This is a genomic window from Geodermatophilus sp. SYSU D01036 (genome assembly GCF_054050435.1).
Map to the genome: position 1 here is coordinate 25,182 of NZ_JBJGZJ010000018.1, position 26,524 is coordinate 51,705.

A 26,524-nucleotide genomic window follows, 5' to 3' on the forward strand; every position below is an offset into this window, starting at 1 on the left:
ACCGCGAAGACTGCCGACGTGCACCCGGAACTCGCCCGCCTCGCGGCCGCCCGGCTCGGCGTCTTCACCGCGCAAGAGGCCGTGCGCCTCGGCTACCGACCCGACGAGATCCGCTCCGAGCTGAGCGCCGGCCACTGGCGCCGGCTGCGGCGAGGCGTCTACGTCCGCGCCCGAGACCTCGCCGCCGCCGAGGCGGACGGCCGGCTCCGGCACCTCCTCGACTGCGTCGCCGTCCTGCTCGCCCTGGATCCCGGTCCGGTCCTCAGTCACACCTCCGCCGCCCGGGTGCACCGCCTCGTGCTCCCCGAGGACGTCGACGGGGCCGTGCGGCTGACCGACCCGGGTCAGTGGCGACGCGGTCGGGGTTACGTCGTCGCCCGGGCTTCGCTCTCGGACGGTGATCTCGGACGACTCGCCGGCTTCGGCGTGACCGCGCCGGCGCGGACGCTCGTCGACTGCGCCCGGGAGTGGGACCTCGTGGACTCGGTGGTGGCGATGGACGCCGCGCTGCACGGCCGGCTCGTCGGACGCGAGGACCTGCGCGCTGCCGTCCTCCGTGCCGTGCACTGGATCGGCATCGGTGACGCGGCGCGTGCTCTCGGGCTCGCGGACGGCCGGGCGGAGTCCCCGCTCGAGTCCCGCGGTCGGCTCGCGTTGATCGAGGCCGGACTGCCCCGTCCGGAGCTGCAGGTCGAGGTGCACGGTCCGCGGGGCTTCGTCGCGCGGGTCGACGCCTGGTACGACGACGCCGGCGTCGCCATCGAGTTCGACGGGCGGGTGAAGTACCTCGACCCCGTCGACGGCCGGCATCCCGGGGAGGTGCTCTGGCGGGAGAAGCGGCGCGAGGACCTCCTGCGCGCGCTGGGCATCCGGGTCGTGCGTCTGGCGTACGAGGACCTCGTGCCCGGACGGCGGCGCGAGCTCGAGGCCCGGGTGGGTGGGCTCCTGGCGGCCCCGCTGGTCGGGGTGCGCCGGTATCGCGTCGTCCGCACCGTGGAGCCCGCCCAGGGGACGGGGCCGGTCGCGGCGTCATCGACCTAGCTCGCCGTCGTGCGTCCTGGCTCACCGCCGACGCTGAGTCAGGACGCAGCACGATCAGGCCGCCTGATCCTGCGCAGCGCGACGTCGGCCACCCCCTCGGGAACACGGCCGGGAGGTCTGCCGTTAGGGTGGGCAGGAAAGTTGAGCGGACCCCGCGCAAGGCAGGTGGTCCCTCGACCGACCCCACGACACCCAGCACCACCCGAGCACACGGAAGAGGAGCCAGCTCCATGGCACGAGCGGTCGGCATCGACCTCGGCACCACCAACTCCGTCGTCACCGTCCTGGAGGGCGGCGAGCCGACGGTCATCGCCAACAGCGAGGGCTCGCGCACCACGCCCTCGGTCGTCGCGTTCGCCAAGAACGGCGAGGTCCTGGTGGGCCAGTCGGCCAAGAACCAGGCGGTCACCAACGTCGACCGCACCATCCGGTCGGTCAAGCGCCACATGGGCACCAACTGGCAGACCGGCGAGATCGACGGCAAGAAGTACACGCCGCAGGAGATCAGCGCCCGCATCCTGCAGAAGCTCAAGCGGGACGCCGAGACCTACCTGGGCGAGCCGGTGACCGACGCCGTCATCACCGTCCCCGCCTACTTCGAGGACGCGCAGCGGCAGGCCACCAAGGAGGCCGGTGAGATCGCGGGCCTCAACGTCCTGCGCATCGTCAACGAGCCGACCGCGGCCGCGCTGGCCTACGGCCTGGACAAGGGCGAGACCGAGCAGACGATCCTCGTCTTCGACCTCGGTGGCGGCACGTTCGACGTCTCGCTGCTCGAGATCGGCGAGGGCGTCATCGAGGTGAAGGCCACCGCCGGTGACAACCACCTCGGCGGTGACGACTGGGACGAGCGGATCGTCAAGCACCTGGTGCAGACGTTCAACGCCCAGAACGGCATCGACCTGTCCAAGGACAAGCTGGCCATGCAGCGCCTCCGCGAGGCCGCCGAGAAGGCCAAGATCGAGCTGTCCGGCGCGCAGTCGACCAACGTCAACCTGCCCTACATCACCGCCGGCGCCGAGGGCCCGCTGCACCTCGACGTCACGATGACCCGCGCCGAGTTCCAGCGGCTCACCCAGGACCTGCTCGACCGCACCCGCGCGCCGTTCAACCAGGCGATCCGCGACGCCGGCGTCTCGGTCAGCGAGATCGACCACGTCGTCCTGGTGGGTGGCTCGACCCGCATGCCGGCCGTCACCGAGCTGGTCCGCGAGCTGACCGGCGGCAAGGAGCCCAACAAGGGCGTCAACCCGGACGAGGTCGTCGCCATCGGCGCCGCGCTGCAGGCCGGCGTCCTCAAGGGCGAGGTCAAGGACGTCCTGCTGCTCGACGTCACCCCGCTGTCCCTCGGCATCGAGACCAAGGGCGGGATCATGACCAAGCTGATCGAGCGCAACACCACGATCCCGACCAAGCGCTCCGAGATCTTCACGACGGCCGACGACAACCAGCCGTCCGTGCAGATCCAGGTCTTCCAGGGCGAGCGCGAGATGGCGATGTACAACAAGAAGCTCGGCATGTTCGAGCTGACCGGTCTGCCGCCGGCGCCCCGCGGCGTCCCGCAGATCGAGGTCGCCTTCGACATCGACGCCAACGGCATCGTGCACGTGTCCGCGAAGGACCTGGGCACGGGCAAGGAGCAGTCGATGACCATCACCGGCGGCTCGGCCCTCCCCAAGGAGGACATCGAGCGGATGATGCGCGACGCCGAGGCCCACGCCGAGGAGGACAAGCGCCGCCGCGAGGAGGCCGAGACCCGCAACCTCGCCGAGTCGCTGCAGTACCAGACCGAGAAGTTCCTGGCGGAGAACGGCGAGCGCATCCCGGCCGACAAGAAGGAGGAGCTCGGCGAGGCCCTGACCGAGCTGCGCTCCGCCCTCGGCGGCTCGGACATCGCCGCGATCAAGTCGGCGCAGGAGAAGGTCGCCCGCGTCTCGCAGGAGGTCGGCGGCGCGCTGTACGCCCAGCAGGCCCAGGCGGGTGACGGGGCCAGCGCCGGTGCCGGTGCCGGTGCCGCCGGTGCCTCCGGGGACGGGTTCGGCGCGTCGGCCCCGTCCGGCGACGACGACGTCGTCGACGCCGAGATCGTCGACGAGGACACCGACCGCCGATGAGCCAGGGGGACGAGCAGCCGCGGGTCGTGATCCGGGACAAGCGGCGGATCGACCCCGTCAGCGGTGAGGTGCGGACGCCGGCCGGCGAGCAGCCGGCCGGCGTCCCGCCCCGCCCGGCTCCGGCACAGACACCGGCCCACCCATCGCCAGGGGAGCAGATGACCGAGAACCAGACCGCCGTCCCGGAGGCCCCGGCCGCGCCGGTCGGCGACAGCGCCGCGGACGGCGACCTGTCGCGCCAGCTGGCCGAGCGCACCGAGGACCTGCAGCGGGTCACCGCCGAGTACGCCAACTACCGGCGGCGGGTCGACCGGGACCGGCAGCTCGTCGTCGACCAGGCAGCCGAGCGGTTCGCCGCCCAGCTGTTCCCGATCGTCGACGACATCGAGCGGGCCCGGGACCACGGTGACCTGACCGGCGCCTTCAAGGTGGTCGCCGACCGCGTGCTCGGGCTGCTCGACGGTCTGGGCGTGGAGGCCTTCGGTGTCGCGGGCGACCCGTTCGACCCGGCGCTGCACGAGGCCGTCCTGCACGACACGTCCGACCAGGTCACCGTGCCGACCGCGACGACGGTCCTGCGGCAGGGTTTCCGCCGGGGCGAGCGCGTGCTGCGCACGGCCATGGTGTCCGTGACCGAGCCGGCGGGCGGCGCGGCCGCCCCCGAGCAGGAGGCGGCCGGCGGCGGCGTGCCGGGGGAGACCCCGGCCGCCGGCTGACCGGTCGCCACCAGACGCAGAGAGGAGGCGTCCGATGAGCACCCGGGACTTCATCGAGAAGGACTACTACGCCGCGCTGGGCGTCTCCCAGGGCGCCGACGCCGCGGAGATCAAGAAGGCCTACCGCAAGCTCGCCCGCGACCTGCACCCGGACAAGAACCCGGGCAACACGCAGGCCGAGGCGCGCTTCAAGGAGGTCTCCGAGGCCTACGACGTGCTGTCCGACCCCAAGCGGCGGGCCGAGTACGACGACGCCCGCCGGCTGTTCGGCGCCGGCGGCGCCGGGGCGCGCGCCGGGTTCCCCGGGGGCTTCCCCGGCGGGGGCGGCGGCGGTCAGCCGTTCGACCTGGGCGACCTCTTCGGCGGCGCCGGGGGCGCCGGGACGCGCGGCGGGGGCGGCGGGCTCGGCGACCTGTTCGGCAACCTCTTCGGCGGTGGCGCGCCGGGCTCGGCCCGGGCCCGCTCCCAGGCGGCGTCCGGGCCGGCCCGCGGGCAGGACGTCGAGACCGAGGCGACCCTCTCGTTCGAGGAGGCCGTCCTCGGCGTCACCGTGCCGCTGCGGATGCAGAGCCCGGGCACCTGCCCGACGTGCGCCGGCAGCGGCGCCCGCCCGGGCACCGCGCCGCACACCTGCGAGGTGTGCGGCGGCGCCGGGGTCACCAGCCGCAGCCAGGGCGCGTTCGCCTTCTCCGAGCCGTGCCGCAACTGCCGCGGCACCGGCCAGGTGGTCGACGACCCGTGCCCGACCTGCCAGGGCGACGGCGTCACCACCCAGACCCGCACGATCACCGTGCGGATCCCGGCCGGCGTCAAGGACGGGCAGCGGATCCGGCTGGCTGGCAAGGGCGCGCCCGGACGACGCGGGGGACCCGCCGGCGACCTGTTCGTGGTCGTGCACGTCAGCGAGCACGAACTGTTCGGCCGCAAGGGCGACGACGTCACCATCACCGTGCCGGTCACCTTCCCGGAGGCGGTCCTCGGCACGACGCTGACCGTGCCGACCCTGGACGGCAACGTCACGCTCAAGGTGCCCGCCGGCACGGCGAGCGGCCGCACGCTGCGGGTCCGGGGGCGGGGCGTGCCCGGCCGCGGCCGCACCGGCGACCTGCTGGTGACCGTCGAGGTCGCCGTCCCGCAGCGGCTCTCGGCCGAGGCCGAGCGGGCGGTGAAGACCCTCGACGCCGAACTGGGTGACCCGCGCCCGCAGATCACCGCGGCCACCCAGCGCAACGCCGACCGCGGGAGCACCCGGTGAGCGCCGCGGGGACCGAGGGCCGCGACCGCGCCGACGCGAGCCGCGCCGTCGCCGACGACGCACCGGTCTTCGTCATCTCCGTGGCCGCGCAGCTGGCCGGCATGCACGCCCAGACGCTGCGCCAGTACGACCGGCTCGGCTTGGTCACCCCGGGCCGCACGGCGGGCGGCGGGCGGCGCTACAGCCCGCGCGACGTCGCGCTGCTGCGCGAGGTCCAGCGGCTGTCCCAGGAGGACGGCGTCAACCTGGCCGGCATCAAGCGGATCATCGACCTGGAGTCCCAGGTCGAGGCGCTGCAGCAGCGGGTGCACGAGCTGGTCGCCGAGCTCGAGGAGTCCGAGCACCGGCGGATCGCCGCGGAGACGGCGATGCGCAGCGGCTACGGCCGCGACCTGGTCGGCACCGACCTCGTGCCGGTGCGGCGGCAGAGCACGGCCGCCCTGGTCGTCTGGCGCCCGAGGGAGCCGCAGCGGTGAGCGGGAACCCCGGCGGCGCCGTCGTCGTCCAGGGAGACGTGACCAGCACGCGCCAGGAGCAGCACGAGTCCTTCGTGCGGCTGGAGCGCGAGATCGGCCTGCTGCTGCGCCGGTCGCGGGCCATCTCGGCCCGGCTCGCCCGCGAGCTGCACCCCGACCTCGACGGCGCGGCCTACGGCCTGCTCGCGCTGCTGGCCGACGCCGGCCCGCTGCGCGCCAGCGACCTGGTCGCCCGGCTCGGCCTGGACAAGAGCACGGTCAGCCGCCAGGTGGCCTCCCTGGTCGCGCTCGGCATGGTCGACCGCGAGCCCGACCCCGCCGACGGGCGGGCGCAGGTGCTCACCCCGTCGCCCGAGGGCGCGGTCCGGCTCGCCCGCATCCGCGACGCCCGCCGGGAGCGCTGGGAGGCCGACCTGTCCGGCTGGCCGGCCGAGGACGTCGCCCAGCTCGGCGAGCTGCTGGCCCGGTTCAACCGGCTCGGCGAGGCCCGCGAGGCGGGGGACGCCGCGGCCACCGCGACCTGACCCGCCCTCCCGCTCCACCTCCGACGGCGCCCGGACCCCTGCGGTCCGGGCGCCGTCGTCGTGTGCGGGGAACACGCCGGGCAGGTGAGCGGTTGTAGACAGCAACCAACCGGATGTATGGTTGTGGTCTGCAATCACCTTGTCCACGAGGACGCCATGCCCATCACCTCCCGGACGCGCGAGCGGCTCACCGCCGGCATCGCGCGCCTCGTCCGGGCCGGCCGGCACGTGTCCGGCCGGGCCGCGGACTCCGTCTACGGGGAGCTGCCCTCCTTCGGCTGGGCGCTGCTCGTCCCGCTCGAGCGCGACGGCGAGCAGCGCTGCAGCGCGCTGGCCGTGCAGGCCGGCGTCGACGTCTCGGTCGCCAGCCGTCAGGTCGCCGCCCTCGAGCGGGCCGGCCTCGTCGAGCGCAGGCCCGACCCGAACGACGGCCGCGCCAGCCTCCTCCGGGTCTCCGCCGCCGGCGTCGCCGCCCTGGCCCAGACCCGCGCGCTGCGCTCGGAGTGGGCCACCCGGGCCCTGGCCGGCTGGGACGAGGCCGACGCCCACCGGCTCACCGAACTGCTGGAGCGGCTGGCCGACGACCTCGACCGCGCCGCGCCACCGGCCGCGGTCCGCGCCTCCTCCGCCGGCTCCCCGCACGCCGTCGGGGCCGCCTCGTGACCACCACCCGCCCGTCCGGGCCGCCGTCCACACCCGGTCCCGCACCGACCGATCCCGCACCGACCAGGAGCACCGTGACCACCACCCGCGAGCCCGCCGTCGCCGCCCCGGCGGCGGAGGCGCCCGCCGAGCAGCAGGGCCGCATGACGCACCGGCAGATCCTCGAGGCCCTCTCGGGGATGTTGCTGGCGATGTTCGTGGCGTTCCTGTCCTCGACCGTCGTCTCCAACGCCCTGCCCACGATCCTCACCGACCTGCGGGGCAGCCAGAGCCAGTACACCTGGGTCGTCACCGCGACCCTGCTCGCCTCGACGGCGTCCACGCCGATCTGGGGCAAGCTCGCCGACCTGTTCAGCAAGAAGCTGCTGATCCAGATCTCCATCGTGGTCTTCATCGTCGGCTCGATGCTCGCAGGCCTGTCTCAGTCGGTGGGCACGCTCATCGGCTGGCGCGTGCTCCAGGGCCTGGGCCTCGGCGGCCTGCAGGCGCTGGTGCAGATCGCGATGGCCGCGATGATCAGCCCCCGCGAGCGCGGCCGGTACTCCGGCCTGCTCGGCGCGGTCATGGCCGTGGCCACCGTCGGCGGCCCGCTGCTCGGCGGCCTGCTGGTCGACACCAGCTGGCTCGGCTGGCGCTGGTGCTTCTACGTCGGCGTGCCCTTCGCCGCCGTGGCGCTGGTGCTGCTGCAGCGCACGCTGCACCTGCCGGTGACCAGGCGCCGGGTCCGCATCGACTACCTCGGCGCCGCGTTCCTCACCGCCGGCGTCTCCGGGCTGCTCATCTGGGTCACCCTCGCCGGGGACCGGTTCGCGTGGGCCTCGGTCGAGACGGCGCTGTTCCTCGTCGGCAGCGCACTGGCGATCGTCGCGTTCGTGGTGACCGAGCTGCGCGCGGCCGAGCCGATCGTCCCGCTGCGGCTGTTCCGCGACCGGACGACGACCCTCGCCATCCTGGCCAGCGTCGCGATCGGTGTGGCGATGTTCGGGTCGACCGTCTTCCTCGGCCAGTACCTGCAGATCTCCCGCGGCTACTCGCCGACGGCGGCCGGCCTGCTGACGATCCCCATGGTCGGTGGCCTGCTGCTCTCCTCCACGGTCTCGGGCATCCTCATCACCCGCCACGGCCGGTGGAAGCGGTTCCTGGTGGCCGGGTCGCTGCTCGTCGTCGCCGGGTTCGGGCTGCTGGCGACCATCGACCACGAGACGGACATGGTGCTGCTCGGCGTCTTCCTGTTCGTCCTCGGCGTCGGCATCGGCATGACCATGCAGAACCTGGTCCTCGCCGTGCAGAACACCGTGGCCGCGAGCGACCTCGGCGCGGCGTCGTCGGCGGTGGCCTTCTTCCGCAGCCTCGGCGGCACCATCGGCGTCTCGGTGCTCGGCGCGGTGCTCAGCAACCGGGTGACCGACCTGATCACCGCCGGCCTGCCGCCGGAGGCGGCCGCGGCCGACAGTGGCTCGGGCAGCGTCGGCCTGGCGAGCCTCGCGGACGCGCCGCCGGCCATCCAGGAGCTCATCCGGGTCTCCTACGGCGACGCGACCGGCCGGATCTTCCTCGTCTCCGCGGTCATCGCGGTGGTCGCCGTCGCGGCCATCCTGCTCATCCGCGAGGTGGCCCTGCGCACCGAGAGCGGCGAGGAGCGGCTGGCCCGCGAGTCCCGCCCCGCGCTCGCCGACGACGGGGCGGTCGGCACCGCCCGCTGAGAGGACGGACGACGGCCCGCTCCCCGGCCGGGGGAGCGGGCCGTCGTCCGTGTGCGGTCAGGACTCCAGCTGGGCGTCCAGCGTGATGTCGACAGCGGCCAGCGCCTTGCTGACCGGGCAGCCGACCTTCGCCGCCTGCGCGGCCTTCTCGAACCCGTCGGCGTCGAGGCCGTCGACCTCGGCGCGCACGGTCAGCGTGATCCCGGTGATCGTGGCGCCGTCCTGGAGGCCGAGCGTGACGTCGGCCGTGACCTCGAGCGACTGCGGCGTGCCGCCGGCCTTCGCGATCTCGTTCGACAGGGCCATCGAGAAGCAGGCGGAGTGGGCCGCGGCGACGAGCTCCTCGGGGCTGGTGGAGCCACCGGCCTCGTCGGAGGTGCGCTTCGGCCAGCTCACGTCGAAGGTGCCGAGCTTCGAGCTGGACAGCTCGACCTGGCCGGATCCGTCCTGGAGGGTGCCGTTCCAGGCGGTGCGGGCGGAGCGGGTGGGCATCGGGCTGCCTTCCGGTGGGAGGGCGCGACGGCGTCGTCTCGCCGGCGCGGGACCCCGCCGCCCTACCCCGGTGGGTTGGGGGCAACCCACCGGCGCGGGTCACACCCCGCGCGGCGCCTCGGTGACCCGCTGGGTCAGCACGTTGAGCGTCTGCTTGAGGTCGGAGAAGGACTCCACGTCCAGGTCGAGCGCGCAGATCATGTCCTGCGAGATGGCGAAGGCCCTGTCGCGCAGTGCCCGGCCGGCGTCCGTGAGGGCGATGGCCACCGACCGCTCGTCCTCGACCCGGCGGTGGCGCGTGACCAGCCCGGCCGCGGTGAGCCGCTTGAGCAGCGGGGACAGGGTGCCGCTGTCGAGCGCCAGGCGGGCGCCGAGCTGGCCGACGGTCTGGTGGTCCTCTTCCCAGAGCAGCATCATGACCAGGTACTGCGGATAGGTGAGCCCGAGCTCCTCGAGCATCGGGCGGTACCGCGCGGTCATCGCGCGGGAGGCCGCGTACAGCGCGAAGCACAGCTGGTCGTCGAGCGCCACGCTCGGGGCGGGGAGGTGCGGGTCCCCGTGCGTCGTCGTCATGCCCAGAGTGTAGGGACAACCTGGTCGCGTGGCATGCAGTTGTGTCGGGTGTCAACCCCTCCGGTGCACCAGTCGGGCCACCTCCTGCACCATGACGCAAGTTGAGCGGAACAGACTCAACCCCCGGTCCGTTGGACCGGTCGACAGCGACCCCCGCCGGGGACCCCCGGCGCGCCCACGAGAGGACCGACCGCACCGACCATGGAGAGCAAGCTGACCACCCGTTCGCAGGAGGCGTTCGCGGCCGCCCAGCGGCTGGCGGTCGACCGCGGGCAGGCCGCGCTCGAGCCCCTGCACCTGCTCGTCTCGCTCCTGCAGCAGACCGACGGCATCGCCGCCCCGTTGCTGACCGCGGTCGGCGCCGACCCGGCCGACGTCCGGGCCAAGGCCGAGGCCGCCCTGCGCCGCATGCCCAGCGTCCGCGGCGCCACCGTCGCCGCGCCGTCGCCGTCGCGCGAGCTGCTGCGGGTGGTCAACGCCGCCGGCGAGCAGGCCAGCGCGCTGGGCGACGAGTACGTCTCCACCGAGCACCTGCTGGTCGGCCTGGCCGGCTCCGAGGGCGAGGCCGGCACCGTGCTCACCAGCGCCGGTGCCACCCGCGACGCGCTGCTGGCCGCCTTCCGCACGGTGCGCGGCAACCGCAAGGTCACCACGGCCGACCCCGAGAGCACCTTCCAGGCGCTGGAGAAGTACGCCGTCGACCTCACCGAGCGCGCCCGCGAGGGGAAGATCGACCCGGTCATCGGCCGGGACACCGAGATCCGCCGCGTCGTGCAGGTGCTCTCCCGCCGCACCAAGAACAACCCGGTCCTCATCGGCGAGCCCGGCGTCGGCAAGACGGCGATCGTCGAGGGCCTGGCCCAGCGGATCGTCGCCGGCGACGTCCCCGAGAGCCTCAAGGGCAAGCGGCTGATGGCGCTGGACCTGGCGAGCATGGTCGCCGGCGCGAAGTACCGCGGCGAGTTCGAGGAGCGGCTCAAGGCCGTCCTGCAGGAGATCGCCGAGTCCGAGGGGCAGGTCGTCACCTTCATCGACGAGCTGCACACCATCGTCGGCGCCGGGGCGACCGGCGACTCGGCCATGGACGCCGGCAACATGATCAAGCCGATGCTCGCCCGCGGCGAGCTGCGCATGGTCGGCGCGACCACGCTCGACGAGTACCGCGAGCACATCGAGAAGGACCCGGCGCTGGAGCGCCGTTTCCAGCAGGTCTTCGTCGGCGAGCCCTCGGTCGAGGACACGATCGGCATCCTGCGCGGGCTCAAGGAGCGCTACGAGGTGCACCACGGCGTCCGGATCACCGACGCCGCGATCGTCGCCGCCGCCACGCTGTCGGACCGGTACGTCACGGCCCGCTTCCTCCCCGACAAGGCGATCGACCTGGTCGACGAGGCGGCCAGCCGGCTGCGCATGGAGATCGACAGCCGCCCGGTCGAGGTCGACGAGGTCGAGCGCGCCGTGCGCCGGATGGAGATCGAGGAGATGGCGCTGGCCAAGGAGGACGACCCGTCGTCCCTCGACCGGCTGGCCGCACTGCGCGCCGACCTGGCCGACCGGCGTCAGGAGCTCGCCGAGCTGACCGCGCGCTGGCAGCAGGACAAGAGCGCGATCGTCCGGATCCAGCAGCACAAGGAGGAGCTGGAGCGGCTGCGCACGGAGTCCGAGCGCGCCGAGCGCGACGGCGACCTCGCGCGCGTCGCCGAGCTCCGCTACGGCCGGATGCCGCAGCTGGAGAAGGCGCTCGCCGCGGCCGAGGACGAGGTCGCCGCCCAGGCCTCCATGCTCAAGGAGGAGGTCGGCCCCGACGACATCGCCGAGGTCGTGCAGGCCTGGACCGGCATCCCCGCCGGCCGGCTGCTCGAGGGCGAGACGGCGAAGCTGCTGCGGATGGAGGACGAGCTCGGCAAGCGGGTCGTCGGCCAGCCCGACGCCGTCCGCGCCGTCTCCGACGCCGTGCGCCGCGCGCGGTCGGGCATCTCCGACCCCGACCGGCCCACCGGCTCGTTCCTCTTCCTCGGCCCCACCGGCGTCGGCAAGACCGAGCTGGCCAAGGCGCTGGCGGAGTTCCTGTTCGACGACGAGCGGGCGATGGTCCGCATCGACATGAGCGAGTACTCCGAGAAGCACTCGGTGGCCCGGCTGGTCGGTGCCCCTCCGGGCTACGTCGGCTACGAGGCCGGCGGCCAGCTCACCGAGGCGGTCCGGCGGCGGCCCTACACCGTCGTGCTGCTCGACGAGGTGGAGAAGGCCCACCCCGACGTCTTCGACGTGCTGCTGCAGGTCCTCGACGACGGCCGGCTCACCGACGGCCAGGGGCGGACGGTGGACTTCCGCAACACCATCCTGATCCTGACGTCGAACCTCGGCTCGCAGATGATCGCCGACCAGTCGCTGCCGGAGGAGGCGCGGCGGTCCGCGGTCATGGACGTCGTCCGGTCGCACTTCAAGCCGGAGTTCCTCAACCGCCTCGACGACGTCGTGGTGTTCCGGGCGCTGGGCAGCGAGGAGCTGGCCGGGATCGTCGAGATCCAGGTGGGTGTGCTCGCCCGCCGGCTGGCCGCCCGCCGGCTGACGCTGACCGTCACCGAGGCCGCCCGCGAGTGGCTGGCGCTCAACGGGTTCGACCCGGTCTACGGCGCCCGGCCGCTGCGCCGGCTGGTGCAGTCCGCGATCGGCGACCCGCTGGCCCGCGCGCTGCTGGCCGGGGAGATCCGCGACGGCGACGAGGTCGTCGTCGACGCGCCGGACGACCTGGCCGAGGAGGGCCTCACCGTCCGCCGCGGCTGACGCAGGACCCTGGAACGGCCTCCCTGCAGCAGGGCCGTGTCAGCACCTCACCGGGCCCGCCGTCCCCTCGGGGCGGCGGGCCCGTCGTGTCCCCGGGGCGGGACGCCTCGGGGGCCGCACACGGTACGGGCACGATGGCGGCGGGGACGCCGAGGGAAGAGAGGGACCACGTGACCGAGGAACGCGGAGGACGACTCCCGGGCTACGGGAACGCGCCGTCGGCGCCCGGTGCCGAGCCCGCGCCGCCGGCCGAGCGGCCCGTGGCGGTGCGGGTGGGGATCGGCGCGTTCATGGCCGCGCTGATCCTCGGCCTGGTGTCCTCCGTGGTCACGCTGGCCGACGTCGACGGGGTCGTCGCGCAGGTGCAGGCCGCGTCGGGGGCGGACGTCCCCGAGTCGACGGCGCGGACCGCGTTCTGGGTCGGCGCGGGCTTCGGGGCGGTGCTGGTGGCCCTGGAGGCGCTGGTCATCCGGTTCGCCTGGACCGGGCGCAACTGGGCCCGGGTGGTGCTCCAGGTCCTCGGTGCGGTCAACGTCCTCGGCGGGCTGTCCGGCCTCACCGGTCCCGGGACGACCGGATCGGGCTTCCTCGGGTCACTGTCGGTGTTCATCACCCTGATCAGCGCGGTGGGGCTCGTCGCGCTCGCCGTGCGGCCGGCCTCCGAGTGGTACCGGGCCGAGGGGCAGCGCCGGCGGATGCGGGCCCGCTGACTCCCGGCCGGGCACCCGGCGCGCCCGAGGGTGGTCGGACGGCGGCGGGTCGATCATCATGCCCCGGGCGATCGCCACGGGAGAGGACGGACATGACCGCAGGACAGGGCCCGCAGGGCTGGGACCGGCCGGGGCAGGACCCCTACGGCCAGGGTCCGTACGGCCAGAACCCCTACGGACAGGGCGTCCACGGGCAGGGCGTCCACGGCGGGGCCCACGGCGGGTACGCGTCCGCGCCCGCGGCGCCCGACGGCTTCGGGGCGCCCGCCCCGGTCGAGCGCCCCGCAGCGGTCCGGCTCGGCATCGGCGCCTGGGTCGCGAGCCTGCTCCTCGGCCTGCTCGGCGCGATCGTCACGTTCGCGCAGTTCGACGAGGTCGTCGACCGGGCGCTGGTCGACGCCGGGCTGGACCCGGCCGAGTACGAGGGCGTCTCCGGCGTCGCGAGCGCCACGGTGGTCACCGTCGGCATCGTCTTCAGCCTCGTCCTGCTCGGCCTGCAGGCGCTGTTCCTCTGGTTCGCCTGGACGGGGCGCAACTGGGCGCGGGTCGTGCTCTGGGTGTTCGGTGGCCTGGCCGTCGTCGGGGGCCTCATCTCGCTGGCCGGGCCGTCCGTCAGCGGGCTGACCACCGTGCTGAACCTGGTGCAGACGCTGCTCGTCGTCGTCGCCGTCGTCGCCCTGGCCCAGAAGCCGGCGAGCGCCTGGTACCGCCACCAGGGCTGGCGGCGGGCCCAGGGGCGCTGATCCGTCGCGCGCGATCTGGTGTCGTTCCCATTTCGTTACCTCCGGTGGTGAACCGCTCGCCCGGCCGGGCCGAACGCCGGACGTGACCACCACCGAGCAGGCCCCCGCGCCCGCCACCGGACCGGACGGGGCCGCACGCCCCGCCGGCCGCGGCCCGCGCCGGCTGCTCGCCGCGCTCGCCGGGCTGTCGGCCGCCGCGGTCGCGCTGGGCGTGGCCGAGCTGGTCGCCGCGCTCGTGGCGCCGGCGTCCTCACCGGTCGTCGCGGTCGGCGACACGGTCATCACCCTGGTCCCCGAGCCGGTCAAGCAGTTCGCCGTCGCGACGTTCGGCGAGGACGACAAGGTCGCCCTCGTCGTCGGCACGCTGGTCGTCGTCGCGCTGTACGCGGTGCTCGTCGGGCTGGTGGCGCTGCGCTCCCGGCGGGCCGGCGTGGCCGGGATCGCGCTGTTCGGCGCCATCGGCGCCCTCGCCGCGGCCACCCGGCCGGCAGGCGGCCCGCTCGACGCGCTGCCCTCCGTCGTGGGCGCGGCGGCCGGCGTCGCCGCCCTCCTCCTGCTCGTGGCCCCGCTGACCGCGCCGGTCGCCGCGGAGCGCCCCGCGGCCGGGAGCCACGGCGCCGGCCTGGACCGCCGCCGCTTCGTCCTCGCCGGCGGCGTCGCCCTGGGCGCGGCCGCGGTCACCGGCGCCGGCGGGCGGCTGCTGCAGCGCCGCTTCGACGTCAGCGGCGCCCGCGGCGACCTCACCCTGCCGACGCCGTCGTCGCCGGCCGCCGCGCTGCCCCCGGGCGCCGACCTCGCCGAGCGGGTCGAGGGGCTGACGCCGCTGTTCACGCCCGGCCGCGACTTCTACCGGGTGGACACCGCGATCACCGTCCCGCAGATCCGCCCCGCCGACTACCGGCTCGAGCTGACCGGGATGTTCGACTCCCCGCGCACGTACACGCTGGCCGACCTGTTCGACCGCGACGACGTCATCGAGCGCGACGTCACGCTCACCTGCGTCTCCAACGAGGTCGGCGGCGGCCTGGCCGGCACCGCGCGCTGGACCGGCATCCCGCTCGGCGCCTTCCTCCGCGAGAACGGCGTCTCCGACCGCTCCGACCAGCTGGTCTGCCGCTCGGCCGACGGCATGACGATCGGCGCGCCCACCCGCTCGGCGCTGCAGGTCGAGGACGCGATGATCGCCTTCGGGATGAACGGCGAGCCGCTGCCGGTCGAGCACGGCTTCCCGGTCCGGATGCTCATCCCCGGGCTGTACGGCTACGTCTCGGCCTGCAAGTGGATGACCTCGATCGAGGCCACCACCTACGACGCCTTCGACGCCTACTGGGTCCAGCGCGACTGGGCGGCCCAGGGCCCGGTCAAGGTGGCCTCCCGGATCGACACCCCGGCCCCGCTGCGCCGGTTCCCCGCCGGGCGGCGCCCGATCGCCGGCGTCGCCTGGGCGCAGACCCGCGGCATCTCCCGCGTCGAGGTCCGGGTGGACGACGGCGAGTGGCTGGAGGCCGAGCTCGCCCCGGCGGTCGACGCCGACCTGTGGCGGCAGTGGCAGCTGCCCTGCGACTTCGCCCCCGGCTCCTACCAGCTCACCGTCCGGGCCACCACGGCCGACGGCGAGGTGCAGACCGAGGAGCGCGCCCGGCCGTTCCCGAACGGGGCCAGCGGCCTGCACTCGATCCGGGTGATCGCGACCTAGCGGCCTCCGCCCCGCGGGGCGGCACCCGGCACACCCCCAGAGCCCGTCTCGGCCACCCGGCCGCAGACGCCTCTCCCGACCCCTCGAACGGGCCGGGGGACCATGGACCGACGACCGAGGAGCACACACCGTGAAGAGCACCCTGACCCGTGGCCTGCTGCTGGCCTCCGCCTCGACCCTCGCGGTCACCCTGAGCGCCTGCGGCTCGGAGGACACCAGCGCGGCCTCCGACAGCTCGCCCTCCGACAGCAGCTCGTCGTCGCCGGCCGAGAGCTCGGACGCGATGGGTAGCAGCAGCCCGATGGCCGAGCCGGCCTCCGACGAGCCCTTCGGCGCCGCCTGCTCCTCGGTCCCGGCCGACGGCGAGGGCAGCTTCGCCGGCATGACCGACGACCCGGTGGCCACCGCGGCCAGCAACAACCCGGTCCTGTCGACGCTGGTGCAGGCGGTCACCCAGGCCAACCTGGTGGACACGCTGAACACCACCGACGACATCACCGTCATCGCGCCGGCCAACCCGGCGTTCGAGGCCATCCCGGCCGACCAGCTGCAGGCCGTGCTGGCCGACCAGGCGATGCTGACCCAGGTCCTGACCCACCACGTCATCCCGGGCCGGCTCTCGCCCGACCAGCTGGCCGGCACGCACACCACCGTGGCCGGCGACGAGGTCACCATCGAGGGCTCGGGCGAGAGCTTCACCGTCGCCCAGACCGTCACCGGCACCCCGGCCTCGGTGATCTGCGGCAACGTGCAGACCGCCAACGCCACCGTCTACATCGTCGACCAGGTCCTGGCGCCCGCCGCCGGCTGACGGAGGACCCCGCTGCCCCCCACGCCTCGCAGGCTCGGCGCGGGCCCCTGCAGCGGGGCCGACCTGACGATCGGTCACCGGCCCGGTTCCCTCACGGGGAGCCGGGCCGGTGCCGTGCGTAGGGTCGCCTCCATGGAGAAGGACCCCGTTCCCCCCCACCCCTCGTCCCTCGGGGCGGGCCCCTGGAACGGGGCCGCCCAGCCCGACCGCGACCGCCTGCTCGAGCTGGTCGTCGACCTCGCCGTCGTCCACGGGCGGGTCACGCTGTCCTCCGGGCGCGAGGCCGACTGGTACATCGACATGCGTCGGCTGACCCTCCACCACGAGGGCGCGCCGCTGGTCGGCCGGGTGATGCGCCAGCTCACCCGCGACCTGCGCTACGACGTCGTCGGCGGTCTCACCCTCGGCGCCGACCCGGTCGCCACGGCCATGCTGCACGCGGCCGCCGGCGGCGAGGGCTTCCTCGACGCGTGCGTGGTCCGCAAGGCCGGCAAGGCGCACGGGCTGCAGCGGCGGATCGAGGGGCCCGACGTCGCGGGGCGGGCGGTGCTCGTCGTCGAGGACGTCTCCACCACCGGCAGCAGCCCGCTGACCGCCGTCGAGGCGCTGCAGGAGGCCGGGGCCGAGGTCATCGCCGTCGCGGTGGTCGTCGACCGCGGCGGGCGGGCCGCCGTCGAGGCCGCCGGCCTGGAGTACCGCGCCGCCTTCGAGCTGTCCGACCTCGGCCTGTCGTAGCCGCGCACTCCCGCGGAGAAGCGCGGGACATCTCCGCGGACGTGCCCGGGATCGGCCGTACGGTGTGGCGGTGACCACACTCGCCACCGCGTGGGTCGACGAGCTGGCCGCCGCACTCGGCCGCGACGGCGTCCTCACCGACCCCGACGTCACCGCCGCCTACGCCCGCGACCAGGCGATGCTGGCCGAGGCCGGCACCCCCGCCGCGGTCGTGTTCCCCCGGTGCACCGACGACGTCGCCGCGGTCATGCGGGTCGCCTCCCGGCACGGCGTCCCGGTCGTCCCGCGCGGCGCGGGCTCGGGGCTGGCCGGCGCGAGCAACGCCGTCGACGGTGCGATCACCATGGTCATGACCCGCATGGACGCCGTCCTGGAGGTCAGCGCCGCCGACCGGCTCGCCGTCGTCCAGCCCGGCGTGGTCAACAAGCAGCTGCGCGACGCCGTCGCCGGCTCCGGCCTGTTCTACCCGCCGGACCCCTCCAGCTACGACTGGTGCACGATCGGCGGCAACCTGTCGCAGAACTCCGGCGGCCTGTGCTGCGTGAAGTACGGCGTTACCACCGACTACGTGCTCGGCCTCGAGGTGGTCCTCGCCGACGGGCGGGTGCTGCGCACCGGGCGCCGCACGGTCAAGGGCGTCGCCGGCTACGACCTCGCCCGGCTGTTCGTGGGCTCGGAGGGCACCCTCGGCGTCATCACCGAGGCCACGCTCGCGCTGCGCCCCGCGCCGCAGCAGCCGGTGACCCTGGTGGCCACCTTCGCCACCACCGCGCAGACCGGGCAGGTGGTCGAGCGGGTGGTCACCTCCGGGCTGGTGCCCAGCCTGCTGGAGGTCATGGACAACACCTGCATCTGCGCCGTCGACGACCTGCTGCACGCCGACCTCGACCGGGGAGCGCACGCCCTGCTCGTCGCGCAGTCCGACGCCGGGGGAGAGGCGGCCCTCGCCGAGATCGAGGCCCTGGCGCGGCTGTGCCGCGAGGCCGGCGCGGAGCTCGTGCACACCACCGCCGACCCCGCCGAGGGCGACCTGCTGCTCGCCGCCCGCCGGATGGCGCTGCCCGCGCTCGAACAGCTGGGCAGCACGCTCATCGACGACGTCGCCGTGCCCCGCTCGCGGATCGCCGAGTTCCTCGACGGCTGCGACGGCATCGCCGTGCGGCGGGGGCTGACCATCGGCGTCGTCGGGCACGCCGGCGACGGCAACATGCACCCGACGGTCTGCTTCGACCCCACCGACCCCGACCAGCGGGCGCGGGCGTTCGCCGCCTTCGACGACATCCTGGAGCTGGGCCTGGCGCTGGGCGGCACGGTCACCGGCGAGCACGGCATCGGCTCGATCAAGGTCGAGTGGCTGGAGCGCGAGATCGGCGAGGTGTCGCTGGACGTGCACCGCCGGATCAAGGACGCCCTCGACCCGGCCGGCCTGCTCAACCCCGGCAAGGTGCTGCGCCGCCGCAGCTGAGACGGGGCCTGTCGGGGGTTCCGCGCCCGGGAGATACTGACCGCCGACCAGCGTCGATCGACAGGAGTGCCCCGATGCCCATCGCGACCCCCGAGGTCTACGCCGACATGATCAGCCGGGCGAAGGAGGGCGGCTTCGCCTACCCGGCCATCAACTGCACCTCGTCGGAGACGATCAACGCGGCCCTCCGCGGGTTCGCCGACGCCGGCAGCGACGGCATCATCCAGTTCTCCACCGGCGGCGCGGAGTTCGGCTCCGGCACCCGGGTCAAGGACATGGTCACCGGCGCCGTCGCGCTGGCCGAGTTCGCGCACGTCGTCGCCGAGAAGTACCCGGTCAACGTCGCGCTGCACACCGACCACTGCCCCAAGGACAAGCTGGACTCCTACGTCCGGCCGCTGATCGCGCTGTCGAAGGACCGGGTCGACGCCGGCCAGGCGCCGCTGTTCCAGTCGCACATGTGGGACGGCTCGGCGATCGACCTGGAGGAGAACCTCCAGATCGCCGAGGAGCTGCTCGAGAAGACCGCGGCGGCCAAGATCGTGCTCGAGCTGGAGATCGGCGTCGTCGGCGGCGAGGAGGACGGCGTCGCCCACGAGATCAACGAGAAGCTCTACACCGCCCCCGGCGACTTCGTGGCCACCGCCAAGGCGCTCGGCCTCGGGGAGCGCGGCGTCTACCTGCTGGCGGCGACCTTCGGCAACGTCCACGGCGTCTACAAGCCGGGCAACGTCAAGCTGCGCCCGGAGGTCCTCAAGCAGGGCCAGGAGGTCGTGTCGCAGGAGTTCGGCCTCGGCGACGGCGGCAAGCCGTTCAACTTCGTCTTCCACGGCGGCTCGGGCTCGCTGCAGTCGGAGATCCGCGAGGCGCTGTCCTACGGCGTCGTGAAGATGAACGTCGACACCGACACCCAGTACGCCTTCACCCGGCCGATCGCCGGGCACATGTTCAGCAACTACGACGGCGTGCTGAAGATCGACGGCGAGGTCGGCAACAAGAAGACCTACGACCCGCGCAGCTACCTCAAGGCCGCCGAGACCGGCATGGCCGCCCGCGTCGTCACCGCGTGCGAGGACCTGCTGTCGGCCGGCCAGTCGCAGGGCGCCTGAGCTGTGACCCACGCGCACCAGAACCTGCTCGGCGAGCCGCCGGCCACGCTGCTGCCCGGCGACCCCGAGGCGGAGGCCGCGCTGGCGGCCGGCACCGACCCCGCCGAGGTCGCCGCCGGCCACCCGCGGGCCAGCGCGGCGTGGGCGGCGCTGGCCGAGGCCGCGCTCGCGGACGGCCGCACCGTCGAGGCCTACGCCTACGCCCGCACCGGCTACCACCGCGGCCTGGACGCGCTGCGGAAGAACGGCTGGCGGGGCCACGGCCCGGTGCCGTGGTCGCACGAGCCCAACCGGGGCTTCCTGCGCTGCGTCACCGTGCTCGCCCGGGCCGCCGAGGCCATCGGCGAGACCGACGAGCAGGAGCGCTGCACCCAGCTGCTGCGCGACTGCGACCCCTCGCTCGCGCCCTGACCCGGTCTCCTTCCCCGGGGCCCGGCCCGGCTCACCCACGGTCACCGTGACGGGTGAGGCCGTCCCGTCACCGCCGCGTTCACCGGGCGGGGCGGCCTCACCGGGAGCACACTCCGTGACCAGCGCGCCGGTGAGGTGCGCCCGTCACCTGGAGGTGGGCCGTGGCCACACTGCTCTGGATCCTCGCCGTCGTCCTCGTGGTCGCCGGCATCTTCGCGATCATCCGAGGGCAGTTGCTGTGGGGGATCGTGCTGATCGTCGTCGGTCTCCTCGTGGGACCCGGCGGGGTGAGCGTCTTCGCCTGACCCGGCCCCGGGCTCGGCGGCTAGCGGTCGCCGAGCTCGGGGTGCAGTTCCTGCAGGCGGGTGGTCAGCGCGGTGAGCTCCTCGCCGCCGGCCATGAGCCGGGTCAGGTCGTCGGCGTCGACGTCGGCGCGGGTGAGGTCCCCGGCCACCTGCCCGCGCGCCAGCAGCAGGAAGCGGTCACCCACCAGGTGCGCGTAGCGCGGGTTGTGGGTGACGACGACGACGGCGAGCCCCTGCGCCCGCGCGCCGAGCACCGCCTGCCCGACCAGCGTGTGCTGGGCGATGGTCATCGGCTCGGTCGGCTCGTCGATCACCAGCGCCCGCGAGCCGTAGTGCACCGCCCGCGCGATCGCCAGGCTCTGCCGCGACCCGGGCAGCAGCGTGTTCACCGGCTGGTCGGGGTCGATGCCGGTGACGCCGATCCGTTCCAGGGCGCGCACGGTGGTCTCCCGGGCGGTGTCGACGTCCAGGCGGCGCAGCGGCCACGGCCGGCGGGTCGGCTCGGCGCCCAGGCACAGGTTGCGCCACACCGGCAGCAGCGGCGCCACGGCGAGGTCCTGCCAGACCGTGGCGATCCCGGCCGCCCGCGCCGCCCGGGGGCTGCGGAAGTGCACCGGCACGCCGTCGAGGAGCAGCTCGCCCTCGTCGTGCCGGCGCAGCCCCGACAGCACCGACACCAGCGTCGACTTGCCCGCCCCGTTCTCGCCGAGCACGCAGGTGATGCGGCCCCCCTCCAGCGCGACCGCGACCCGGTCCAGCGCCGGCACGCCGCCGTGGCGGACGCTCAGCCCGCGCAGCTCCAGCACCGGTGGCACGGCGGTCACGAGCGCGGCGCGGCCCGCAGCCGGCCGCGCACCACCCCTCCCACCAGCAGTGCGACCAGCAGCACGACGCCGAGCAGCGCCTGCGACCAGCGCGGGTCCCACCCGGCGAGCTCCACGCCCTCGCGGGCGGCGGCGTAGAGCAGCGCCCCCACCGCGGCGCCGGCCATCGACCCCTGGCCGCCGGTGAGCAGGCAGCCGCCGATCACCGCGACCACCACGTAGTCGATGGCGCTCACCAGGGCCGGGGTGGCGCCGACGCTCGCGGCCGGCACCAGCGCCAGCGTGCCGAGCAGCCAGCCCGCCGTCGCGGTGAGCGCGTAGAGCACCAGCGTCGTCCGGCGGACCGGCACGCCCAGCTCGCGGGCCGCCCGGCGGGAGCCGCCCATCGCCAGCACCTCGTTGCCGAACCGGGTGCGCCACAGCAGCCAACCGGCGCCGGCGGTGGCGGCCAGCCACCACAGCAGCGACACCGGGAAGGTGCCGCCCCCCACCTCGGCGGTGGCACCGAACACCGCGGACGCCGAGGACCAGCCGGGCGCCTCGTCCAGGCCGCTGATCCGCGGCGCACCCACGACGAGCGGAACGGCGGACAGGGTGGTGCCCTGCAGCACCAGCGCGGTGGCCAGGGTGACCAGGAAGCTCGGCAGCCCGGTGCGCACCACCAGCCAGCCGTTGACCAGCCCGACGGCGAGCGCCGCGGCCAGCGACGTCGCCAGCGCGGGCCAGATGCCCCACTCGGCGGGGCCGGCGAGCAGCGCGGTGAGGACGGCGCTGCCGAGGGTGACGGTGCCGATCGACAGGTCGAAGTGGCCGCCGACCAGGAGCAGGCCCACCGCCACCCCGCCGATGCCGAGCAGCGCCGCGGCGTCGAGGACCCCGCCCAGCCCAGCCGGGGTGAGCAGGTCGGGCGTCCGGAGCCCGAACAGGACGAGGACGATCGCCAGCCCGAGGACCGCGATGAGGCTGGGCCGGGCGAGGGCCCGGTCGAGCAGCCGCCGGCGCGGCGGGGCGACGCGGAACGCGGGCAGGCGGTCGACGGTCACCGGGCCACCGGGGGGAACGGTCGCAGGAGGGCCTCCTCGGTCTGGAGCCCCTCCAGTGTCCACGACGGCGGCACGCCGGCGAGGCGGGCGCGGCTACGGGCGCAGCCGCCAGCGCACCCGGTCGTCGGCGTACCAGGTCCAGCGGGAGACCGGCCGCGGGTAGGGGACACCGTCGCGGGTCACCTGGGCCGGGTCGCTGGCCAGCTGCAGCGCGCGGCCGGAGCTGCGCCGCGGCGGGCGCATCAGCTGCGGGGAGACGACCACGCGGATGGTGTCGACGGCGGTCCAGTCCGGCCGCACGTCGATCCGCGCGACCATGCCGTCGGCCACCTTCACGTCGTCGTGGTGGGCCTGCACGCCCAGCCGCGCGGCCAGCGGCAGCAGGCCCCTCTCGGCGGCCTCGTAGCGGCCGTGCTGCAGCAGCACCCCGCCGTGGTCGTCGCGGACCAGCGACAGCTCGTGCTCGCCGCCGCTGCCGATGCCCAGGTCCCGGGCCAGCCCGCGGGAGGAGCTGTCGTCGGCGGGGTCCCAGGACACCGGGACCTCCGCCGCCCGGCCCGCGGCGTGCAGCACGGCCAGCACGCCCGCGAGCGCCGGCACGGGGCCGCGCACCAGCAGCGAGTCCGCGTCCGGGGCCTCGGCGAGGACGGCCCGCTCGGGCGCCCGTCCGGGCGCGAGACCGCGCAGGTCGAACTCGACGAGGGGCATGCCGATACCCTGCCACCTGCCAGCCGGTCGACCGCCGGTGACGAGTCCCAGGGGAGACGACAGCGAGATGCCGGCAGTCGTGCTGATCGGCGCCCAGTGGGGCGACGAGGGCAAGGGCAAGGCCACCGACCTGCTCGGGGGGCGCGTCCCCTACGTGGTGCGGTACCAGGGCGGCAACAACGCGGGGCACACCGTCATCACGCCCGACGGCGAGCGCTACGCCCTGCACCTGATCCCGTCGGGGATCCTCACGCCGGGGTGCACGCCGGTCATCGGCAACGGCGTCGTCGTCGACCCGCAGGTCCTCATCGGGGAGCTGGCGGGGCTGGAGGAGCGCGGGGTCGACACCTCGCGGCTGGTCATCTCGGCCGACGCGCACCTGATCATGCCGCACCACCGGGCCCTCGACCGGGTCACCGAGCGGTTCCTCGGCAAGCGCAAGATCGGCACCACCGGCCGCGGCATCGGCCCCGCCTACGGCGACAAGGTGGCCCGCACCGGCATCCGGGTGGCCGACCTGCTGGACCTGTCGATCCTGCGGCAGAAGCTCGAGGGCACCCTGGTCGAGAAGAACCAGGTCCTGGTCAAGGTCTACAACCGCAAGGCCATCGACGTCGACGAGGTGGTCGAGGAGTACGCCGGCTACGCCGAGCAGCTCAAGGGGCGCATCGCCGACACCCGGCTGATGCTCGCCAACGCGCTCGACGCCGGCGAGTGGGTGCTGCTGGAGGGCTCGCAGGGCACCCTGCTCGACGTCGACCACGGCACCTATCCGTTCGTGACGTCGTCGAACCCGACGGCGGGCGGCGCGGCCACCGGCAGCGGCATCGGCCCCACCCGCATCTCCCGCGTGGTCGGGATCCTCAAGGCGTACACGACCCGCGTGGGTTCGGGCCCGTTCCCGACCGAGCTGTTCGACGCCAACGGCGAGTACCTGCGCAAGCAGGGCGGTGAGGTGGGCGTGACCACCGGCCGCGACCGGCGCTGCGGCTGGTTCGACGCCGTCGTCGCCCGCTACGCCAGCCGGGTCAACGGGATCACCGACTACTTCCTCACCAAGCTCGACGTCCTGTCCGGGCTGGAGACGGTGCCGATCTGCGTCGCCTACGACGTCGACGGCGTCCGGCACGAGGAGATGCCGATGACCCAGACCGGCTTCCACCACGCCAGGCCGGTCTACGAGGAGATGCCGGGCTGGTTCGAGGACATCCGGCACTGCCGGTCCTTCGACGAGCTGCCGGCCAACGCGCAGGCCTACGTCCGCCGGCTCGAGGAGCTCTCCGGCGCCCGGATCAGCGTCATCGGCGTCGGCCCCGGCCGCGACGAGAACGTCGTCGTCCACGACCTGATCGACTGACGGAGGGCCCCTGCAGGTGGCGTCCCGGCACCCGATCGCGGAGGCCGCCGGGCCCACTCCTCGCGCCGCCCCGCAGGGCGGCTCCGTCAGGCGGCCTCGGGGAGGGCCTGCTCCAGCTCCGCGCGGGCGGCGACGACGACGTCGGGGTTGTCGGTGATGATCCCGTCGACCCCGAGGGCGAGCAGCAGCCGCGCGGCACCGAACGCGTCGCCGGCGGCGGCCGGGTCCTCGCTGCTGCGCAGGTGCAGCGGGAGGAACTCGTTCTCCGCGGCCAGCGTCCACGGCACCACCGTGAGGCCGGCGGCGTGCGCGCGGGGCAGCAGGTCGGACACGCCGGTCATCCGCTGCTCGGCGTCGCGCAGCAGGACGTCGTCGACGCACGGCGCGATGCCCTGCGCGTAGGTGGACACCGCGCGCAGCCCGGCGTTGGTGAGCAGGTGCTCGTCACCGGCGTCGGTGTCGACCAGCTGGTACATGGTCGGGCCGTCGTCGCCGAGGTCGGCGCGCAGCCGGCGCAGGGCGGCGGCGTCGAAGGACTGCACGACGACGGTGCCGTCCGGCGCGGTGGCGTCCAGCCGCCGCAGCTCGGCGGCCACCAGCTCGATCATCGGCTGCCCGCGCTCGGCCGACCAGGTGGGCTTCTTCAGCTCCGCGAGCACGCGCACCGGGCGCAGCGGCGTCGACCGGCGGCGGGCGATCTCGACGACCTCCTCGAGGGTGAGCACCCCGAACAGGCCGTCGTAGGCGGTGTTGAGCGGGCGCAGGTCCGGCCGCCGCTCGACGGCGCGCAGGGTGCGCAGCTCGGCGAGGGTGAAGTCCTCGGCGAACCAGCCGGTGCGCCGCTTGCGGCCCACCCGGCGGGTGGTGCGGCGGTCGGCGAACTCCGGCCGGGTGGCGACGTCGGTGGTGCGCGACAGCTCGTTCTCGTGCCGCGCGATCAGCGCGCCGTCCTTCGTGGCGACGATGTCGGGCTCGATGAGGTCGGCACCCATGTCGATGGCCAGCTCGTAGCTGGCCGCCGTGTGCTCCGGTCGGTAGGCGCAGGCACCGCGGTGCCCCACCACGAGAGGACGGGAGGACCGGGCCACGGCGGGAGTCGCAAGCGACTCGATCGCGTGCATGCCATCCAGAACACCCGACCGAGGTGTCGGGATGGCGAACGCGGACTGGCGAGTCTCCGAGAATTGGGAGGACACCGCGCTGACCTGCGCGGGACCATCCGCCCCGTGACACATCTCTCAGGGATCGGCTGGTCCCGGGCGCGTCTCGAGCAACTCCCCCCGGGGACCGAGCCCGGACGGGTGGCGCGGGTCGACCGCGGCCGGCTGACGGTGCTCACCGCCGACGGCGAGCGGCGGGTGCACCCGGCCGCCGCGCTGCACGACCCCGACGGTGTGGCGGCGCCCGCGGTCGGCGACTGGGTGGCGCTGCGCGGGGAGCTCGCCGTCGCGCTGCTGCCCCGCACCTCGGCGTTCACCCGCACGGTCGCGGGGCGCACCTCCGCCGCGCAGGTCGTCGCCGCGAACCTGGACCTGGTCCTCGTGGTCGACGCGCTCGCCGGCCCCACCCGGGCCCGCCGCGTCGAGCGCTACCTCGCCGTCGCGTGGGGGAGCGGGGCGACGCCGGTCGTCGTCCTCACCAAGGCCGACCTGTGCGACGACGTCGCCGCCGCCGTCGCGGCGGTGGCCGAGGACGCCGTCGGCGCGGACGTGCTGGCCGTCAGCGCGCGCACCGGCGCGGGCCTGGACGCGCTGCGGGCGCTGCTCGGCCCCGGCGTGACGGCGGCGATGGTGGGGCCGTCCGGCGTGGGGAAGTCCTCGCTGGCGAACGCGCTGGCCGGCCGGGAGGTGGCGCCCACCCGGGAGATCCGGGAGGCCGACGGCCGCGGCCGGCACACCACCACCTCCCGCGAGCTGCACGTCCTGCCCGGCGGCGGCCTGCTCGTCGACACCCCCGGCATGCGCGAGCTCGGCCTCTACGACGACGAGGGCGTGGACACCGCCTACGCCGACGTCGCCGACCTGGCCGCGCACTGCCGGTTCCGGGACTGCGAGCACCGCACCGAGCCCGGGTGCGCCGTCGCCGCGGCCATCGACGAGGGCCGGCTCGACCCGGCCCGCCTGCTGGGCTGGCGCAAGCTGCAGGCCGAGGCCCGCCGCCAGCTGCTGCGGGCCGACGCCCGCGCCCGCGCCGCCGAGCACCAGCGGGTCAAGGCGCTGCACCGGGCGTACCGCTCGCAGCCGAACCGGGTGCGGTAGCCGGG

26 protein-coding genes are annotated in these 26,524 nt (G+C 74.7%); 20 read left to right on the forward strand and 6 right to left on the reverse strand.

The window, feature by feature from the left end; translation table 11 throughout:
• The first annotated feature begins 18 nt into the window (after window positions 1-18).
• The 8 genes from ACI8AR_RS16920 to ACI8AR_RS16955 all read left to right on the forward strand — a co-directional run bounded on the left by ACI8AR_RS16920 (window position 19) and on the right by ACI8AR_RS16955 (window position 8,492).
• Window positions 19-1,041 carry a type IV toxin-antitoxin system AbiEi family antitoxin domain-containing protein gene (locus ACI8AR_RS16920; protein WP_457052056.1) on the forward strand — a complete coding sequence of 341 codons (1,023 nt, stop codon included), beginning with the start codon at window positions 19-21 and terminating at the stop codon, window positions 1,039-1,041.
• Between the two features lie 230 nt (window positions 1,042-1,271).
• The gene (gene dnaK, locus ACI8AR_RS16925; protein WP_457052057.1) at window positions 1,272-3,155 is read left to right on the forward strand and encodes a molecular chaperone DnaK; all 1,884 of its coding nucleotides are present in this window, start codon (window positions 1,272-1,274) and stop codon (window positions 3,153-3,155) included.
• Window positions 3,152-3,871, forward strand: a complete 720-nt coding sequence (gene grpE / locus ACI8AR_RS16930) for a nucleotide exchange factor GrpE (protein ID WP_457052058.1) — start codon at window positions 3,152-3,154, stop codon at window positions 3,869-3,871. The genes dnaK and grpE overlap by 4 nt, the downstream gene beginning before the upstream one ends.
• Before the next feature lie 34 nt (window positions 3,872-3,905).
• Window positions 3,906-5,126, forward strand: a complete 1,221-nt coding sequence (gene dnaJ, locus ACI8AR_RS16935) for a molecular chaperone DnaJ (RefSeq protein WP_457052059.1) — start codon at window positions 3,906-3,908, stop codon at window positions 5,124-5,126.
• A complete protein-coding gene (locus ACI8AR_RS16940) occupies window positions 5,123-5,602 on the forward strand; it encodes a heat shock protein transcriptional repressor HspR (RefSeq protein ID WP_456936679.1) in 480 nt (159 codons plus the stop codon). Before dnaJ ends, ACI8AR_RS16940 begins: the two co-directional genes overlap by 4 nt.
• Window positions 5,599-6,126 (forward strand): MarR family winged helix-turn-helix transcriptional regulator, encoded by a 528-nt coding sequence (locus ACI8AR_RS16945; protein ID WP_457052060.1) that lies wholly within the window; start codon window positions 5,599-5,601, stop codon window positions 6,124-6,126. The genes ACI8AR_RS16940 and ACI8AR_RS16945 overlap by 4 nt, the downstream gene beginning before the upstream one ends.
• Before the next feature lie 156 nt (window positions 6,127-6,282).
• Window positions 6,283-6,789 carry a MarR family winged helix-turn-helix transcriptional regulator gene (locus tag ACI8AR_RS16950; RefSeq protein ID WP_457052061.1) on the forward strand — a complete coding sequence of 169 codons (507 nt, stop codon included), beginning with the start codon at window positions 6,283-6,285 and terminating at the stop codon, window positions 6,787-6,789.
• Between the two features lie 74 nt (window positions 6,790-6,863).
• A complete protein-coding gene (locus tag ACI8AR_RS16955) occupies window positions 6,864-8,492 on the forward strand; it encodes a DHA2 family efflux MFS transporter permease subunit (protein WP_457052062.1) in 1,629 nt (542 codons plus the stop codon).
• A 57-nt stretch (window positions 8,493-8,549) separates the two neighbouring features.
• Here the strand turns inward: ACI8AR_RS16955 and ACI8AR_RS16960 are convergent, their stop codons facing one another.
• Both ACI8AR_RS16960 and ACI8AR_RS16965 read right to left on the reverse strand, forming a co-directional pair.
• The gene (locus ACI8AR_RS16960; RefSeq protein ID WP_457052063.1) at window positions 8,550-8,984 is read right to left on the reverse strand and encodes an OsmC family protein; all 435 of its coding nucleotides are present in this window, start codon (window positions 8,982-8,984) and stop codon (window positions 8,550-8,552) included.
• Between the two features lie 99 nt (window positions 8,985-9,083).
• Window positions 9,084-9,557: a MarR family winged helix-turn-helix transcriptional regulator gene (locus tag ACI8AR_RS16965; RefSeq protein WP_457052064.1), complete on the reverse strand. Its 474-nt coding sequence runs from the start codon at window positions 9,555-9,557 to the stop codon at window positions 9,084-9,086.
• Window positions 9,558-9,758: 201 nt separating this feature from the next.
• Between ACI8AR_RS16965 and clpB the strand changes: the two genes are divergently transcribed.
• The 10 genes from clpB (at window position 9,759) to ACI8AR_RS17015 (ending at window position 20,329) form a co-directional block, all read left to right on the forward strand.
• Window positions 9,759-12,344, forward strand: a complete 2,586-nt coding sequence (gene clpB, locus ACI8AR_RS16970) for an ATP-dependent chaperone ClpB (RefSeq protein WP_457052065.1) — start codon at window positions 9,759-9,761, stop codon at window positions 12,342-12,344.
• Between the two features lie 170 nt (window positions 12,345-12,514).
• On the forward strand, window positions 12,515-13,054 hold the full coding sequence (locus tag ACI8AR_RS16975) for a hypothetical protein (protein WP_457052066.1): 540 nt from the start codon (window positions 12,515-12,517) through the stop codon (window positions 13,052-13,054).
• Window positions 13,055-13,146: 92 nt separating this feature from the next.
• On the forward strand, window positions 13,147-13,797 hold the full coding sequence (locus ACI8AR_RS16980) for a hypothetical protein (protein WP_457052067.1): 651 nt from the start codon (window positions 13,147-13,149) through the stop codon (window positions 13,795-13,797).
• 82 nt (window positions 13,798-13,879) lie between these two features.
• Window positions 13,880-15,493: a molybdopterin-dependent oxidoreductase gene (locus ACI8AR_RS16985; protein WP_457052068.1), complete on the forward strand. Its 1,614-nt coding sequence runs from the start codon at window positions 13,880-13,882 to the stop codon at window positions 15,491-15,493.
• Between the two features lie 130 nt (window positions 15,494-15,623).
• Window positions 15,624-16,304: a fasciclin domain-containing protein gene (locus tag ACI8AR_RS16990; RefSeq protein ID WP_457052069.1), complete on the forward strand. Its 681-nt coding sequence runs from the start codon at window positions 15,624-15,626 to the stop codon at window positions 16,302-16,304.
• A 132-nt stretch (window positions 16,305-16,436) separates the two neighbouring features.
• Window positions 16,437-17,039 carry an orotate phosphoribosyltransferase gene (gene pyrE, locus ACI8AR_RS16995; RefSeq protein WP_457052070.1) on the forward strand — a complete coding sequence of 201 codons (603 nt, stop codon included), beginning with the start codon at window positions 16,437-16,439 and terminating at the stop codon, window positions 17,037-17,039.
• 70 nt (window positions 17,040-17,109) lie between these two features.
• Window positions 17,110-18,504, forward strand: coding sequence for an FAD-binding oxidoreductase (locus tag ACI8AR_RS17000; RefSeq protein WP_457052071.1), 1,395 nt, complete (start codon window positions 17,110-17,112; stop codon window positions 18,502-18,504).
• Between the two features lie 74 nt (window positions 18,505-18,578).
• A complete protein-coding gene (fbaA, locus tag ACI8AR_RS17005; protein WP_387992097.1) occupies window positions 18,579-19,613 on the forward strand; it encodes a class II fructose-bisphosphate aldolase in 1,035 nt (344 codons plus the stop codon).
• Between the two features lie 3 nt (window positions 19,614-19,616).
• Window positions 19,617-20,024, forward strand: a complete 408-nt coding sequence (locus tag ACI8AR_RS17010; RefSeq protein WP_456927456.1) for a DUF3151 domain-containing protein — start codon at window positions 19,617-19,619, stop codon at window positions 20,022-20,024.
• Between the two features lie 161 nt (window positions 20,025-20,185).
• On the forward strand, window positions 20,186-20,329 hold the full coding sequence (locus tag ACI8AR_RS17015) for a GPGG-motif small membrane protein (RefSeq protein WP_457052072.1): 144 nt from the start codon (window positions 20,186-20,188) through the stop codon (window positions 20,327-20,329).
• A 20-nt stretch (window positions 20,330-20,349) separates the two neighbouring features.
• Here ACI8AR_RS17015 and ACI8AR_RS17020 read toward each other — a convergent pair whose 3' ends face one another.
• From ACI8AR_RS17020 to ACI8AR_RS17030, 3 genes are all read right to left on the reverse strand, one after another.
• Complete coding sequence (locus ACI8AR_RS17020) at window positions 20,350-21,153, reverse strand: ATP-binding cassette domain-containing protein (protein ID WP_457052073.1); 804 nt, start codon at window positions 21,151-21,153, stop codon at window positions 20,350-20,352.
• The gene (locus tag ACI8AR_RS17025; RefSeq protein ID WP_456927459.1) at window positions 21,150-22,196 is read right to left on the reverse strand and encodes an ABC transporter permease; all 1,047 of its coding nucleotides are present in this window, start codon (window positions 22,194-22,196) and stop codon (window positions 21,150-21,152) included. The genes ACI8AR_RS17020 and ACI8AR_RS17025 overlap by 4 nt, the downstream gene beginning before the upstream one ends.
• Window positions 22,197-22,289: 93 nt before the next feature.
• Window positions 22,290-22,904 carry a hypothetical protein gene (locus tag ACI8AR_RS17030; RefSeq protein ID WP_457052074.1) on the reverse strand — a complete coding sequence of 205 codons (615 nt, stop codon included), beginning with the start codon at window positions 22,902-22,904 and terminating at the stop codon, window positions 22,290-22,292.
• Between the two features lie 67 nt (window positions 22,905-22,971).
• On the opposite strand from ACI8AR_RS17030, the gene ACI8AR_RS17035 reads away from it, so the two are divergent.
• Window positions 22,972-24,261, forward strand: coding sequence for an adenylosuccinate synthase (locus tag ACI8AR_RS17035; RefSeq protein ID WP_457052075.1), 1,290 nt, complete (start codon window positions 22,972-22,974; stop codon window positions 24,259-24,261).
• Window positions 24,262-24,347: 86 nt separating this feature from the next.
• Here ACI8AR_RS17035 and ACI8AR_RS17040 read toward each other — a convergent pair whose 3' ends face one another.
• Window positions 24,348-25,325: a glycerophosphodiester phosphodiesterase family protein gene (locus ACI8AR_RS17040; RefSeq protein ID WP_457052076.1), complete on the reverse strand. Its 978-nt coding sequence runs from the start codon at window positions 25,323-25,325 to the stop codon at window positions 24,348-24,350.
• 162 nt (window positions 25,326-25,487) lie between these two features.
• Between ACI8AR_RS17040 and rsgA the strand changes: the two genes are divergently transcribed.
• Window positions 25,488-26,519 (forward strand): ribosome small subunit-dependent GTPase A, encoded by a 1,032-nt coding sequence (rsgA, locus tag ACI8AR_RS17045; protein ID WP_457052077.1) that lies wholly within the window; start codon window positions 25,488-25,490, stop codon window positions 26,517-26,519.
• Window positions 26,520-26,524: the final 5 nt, after the last annotated feature.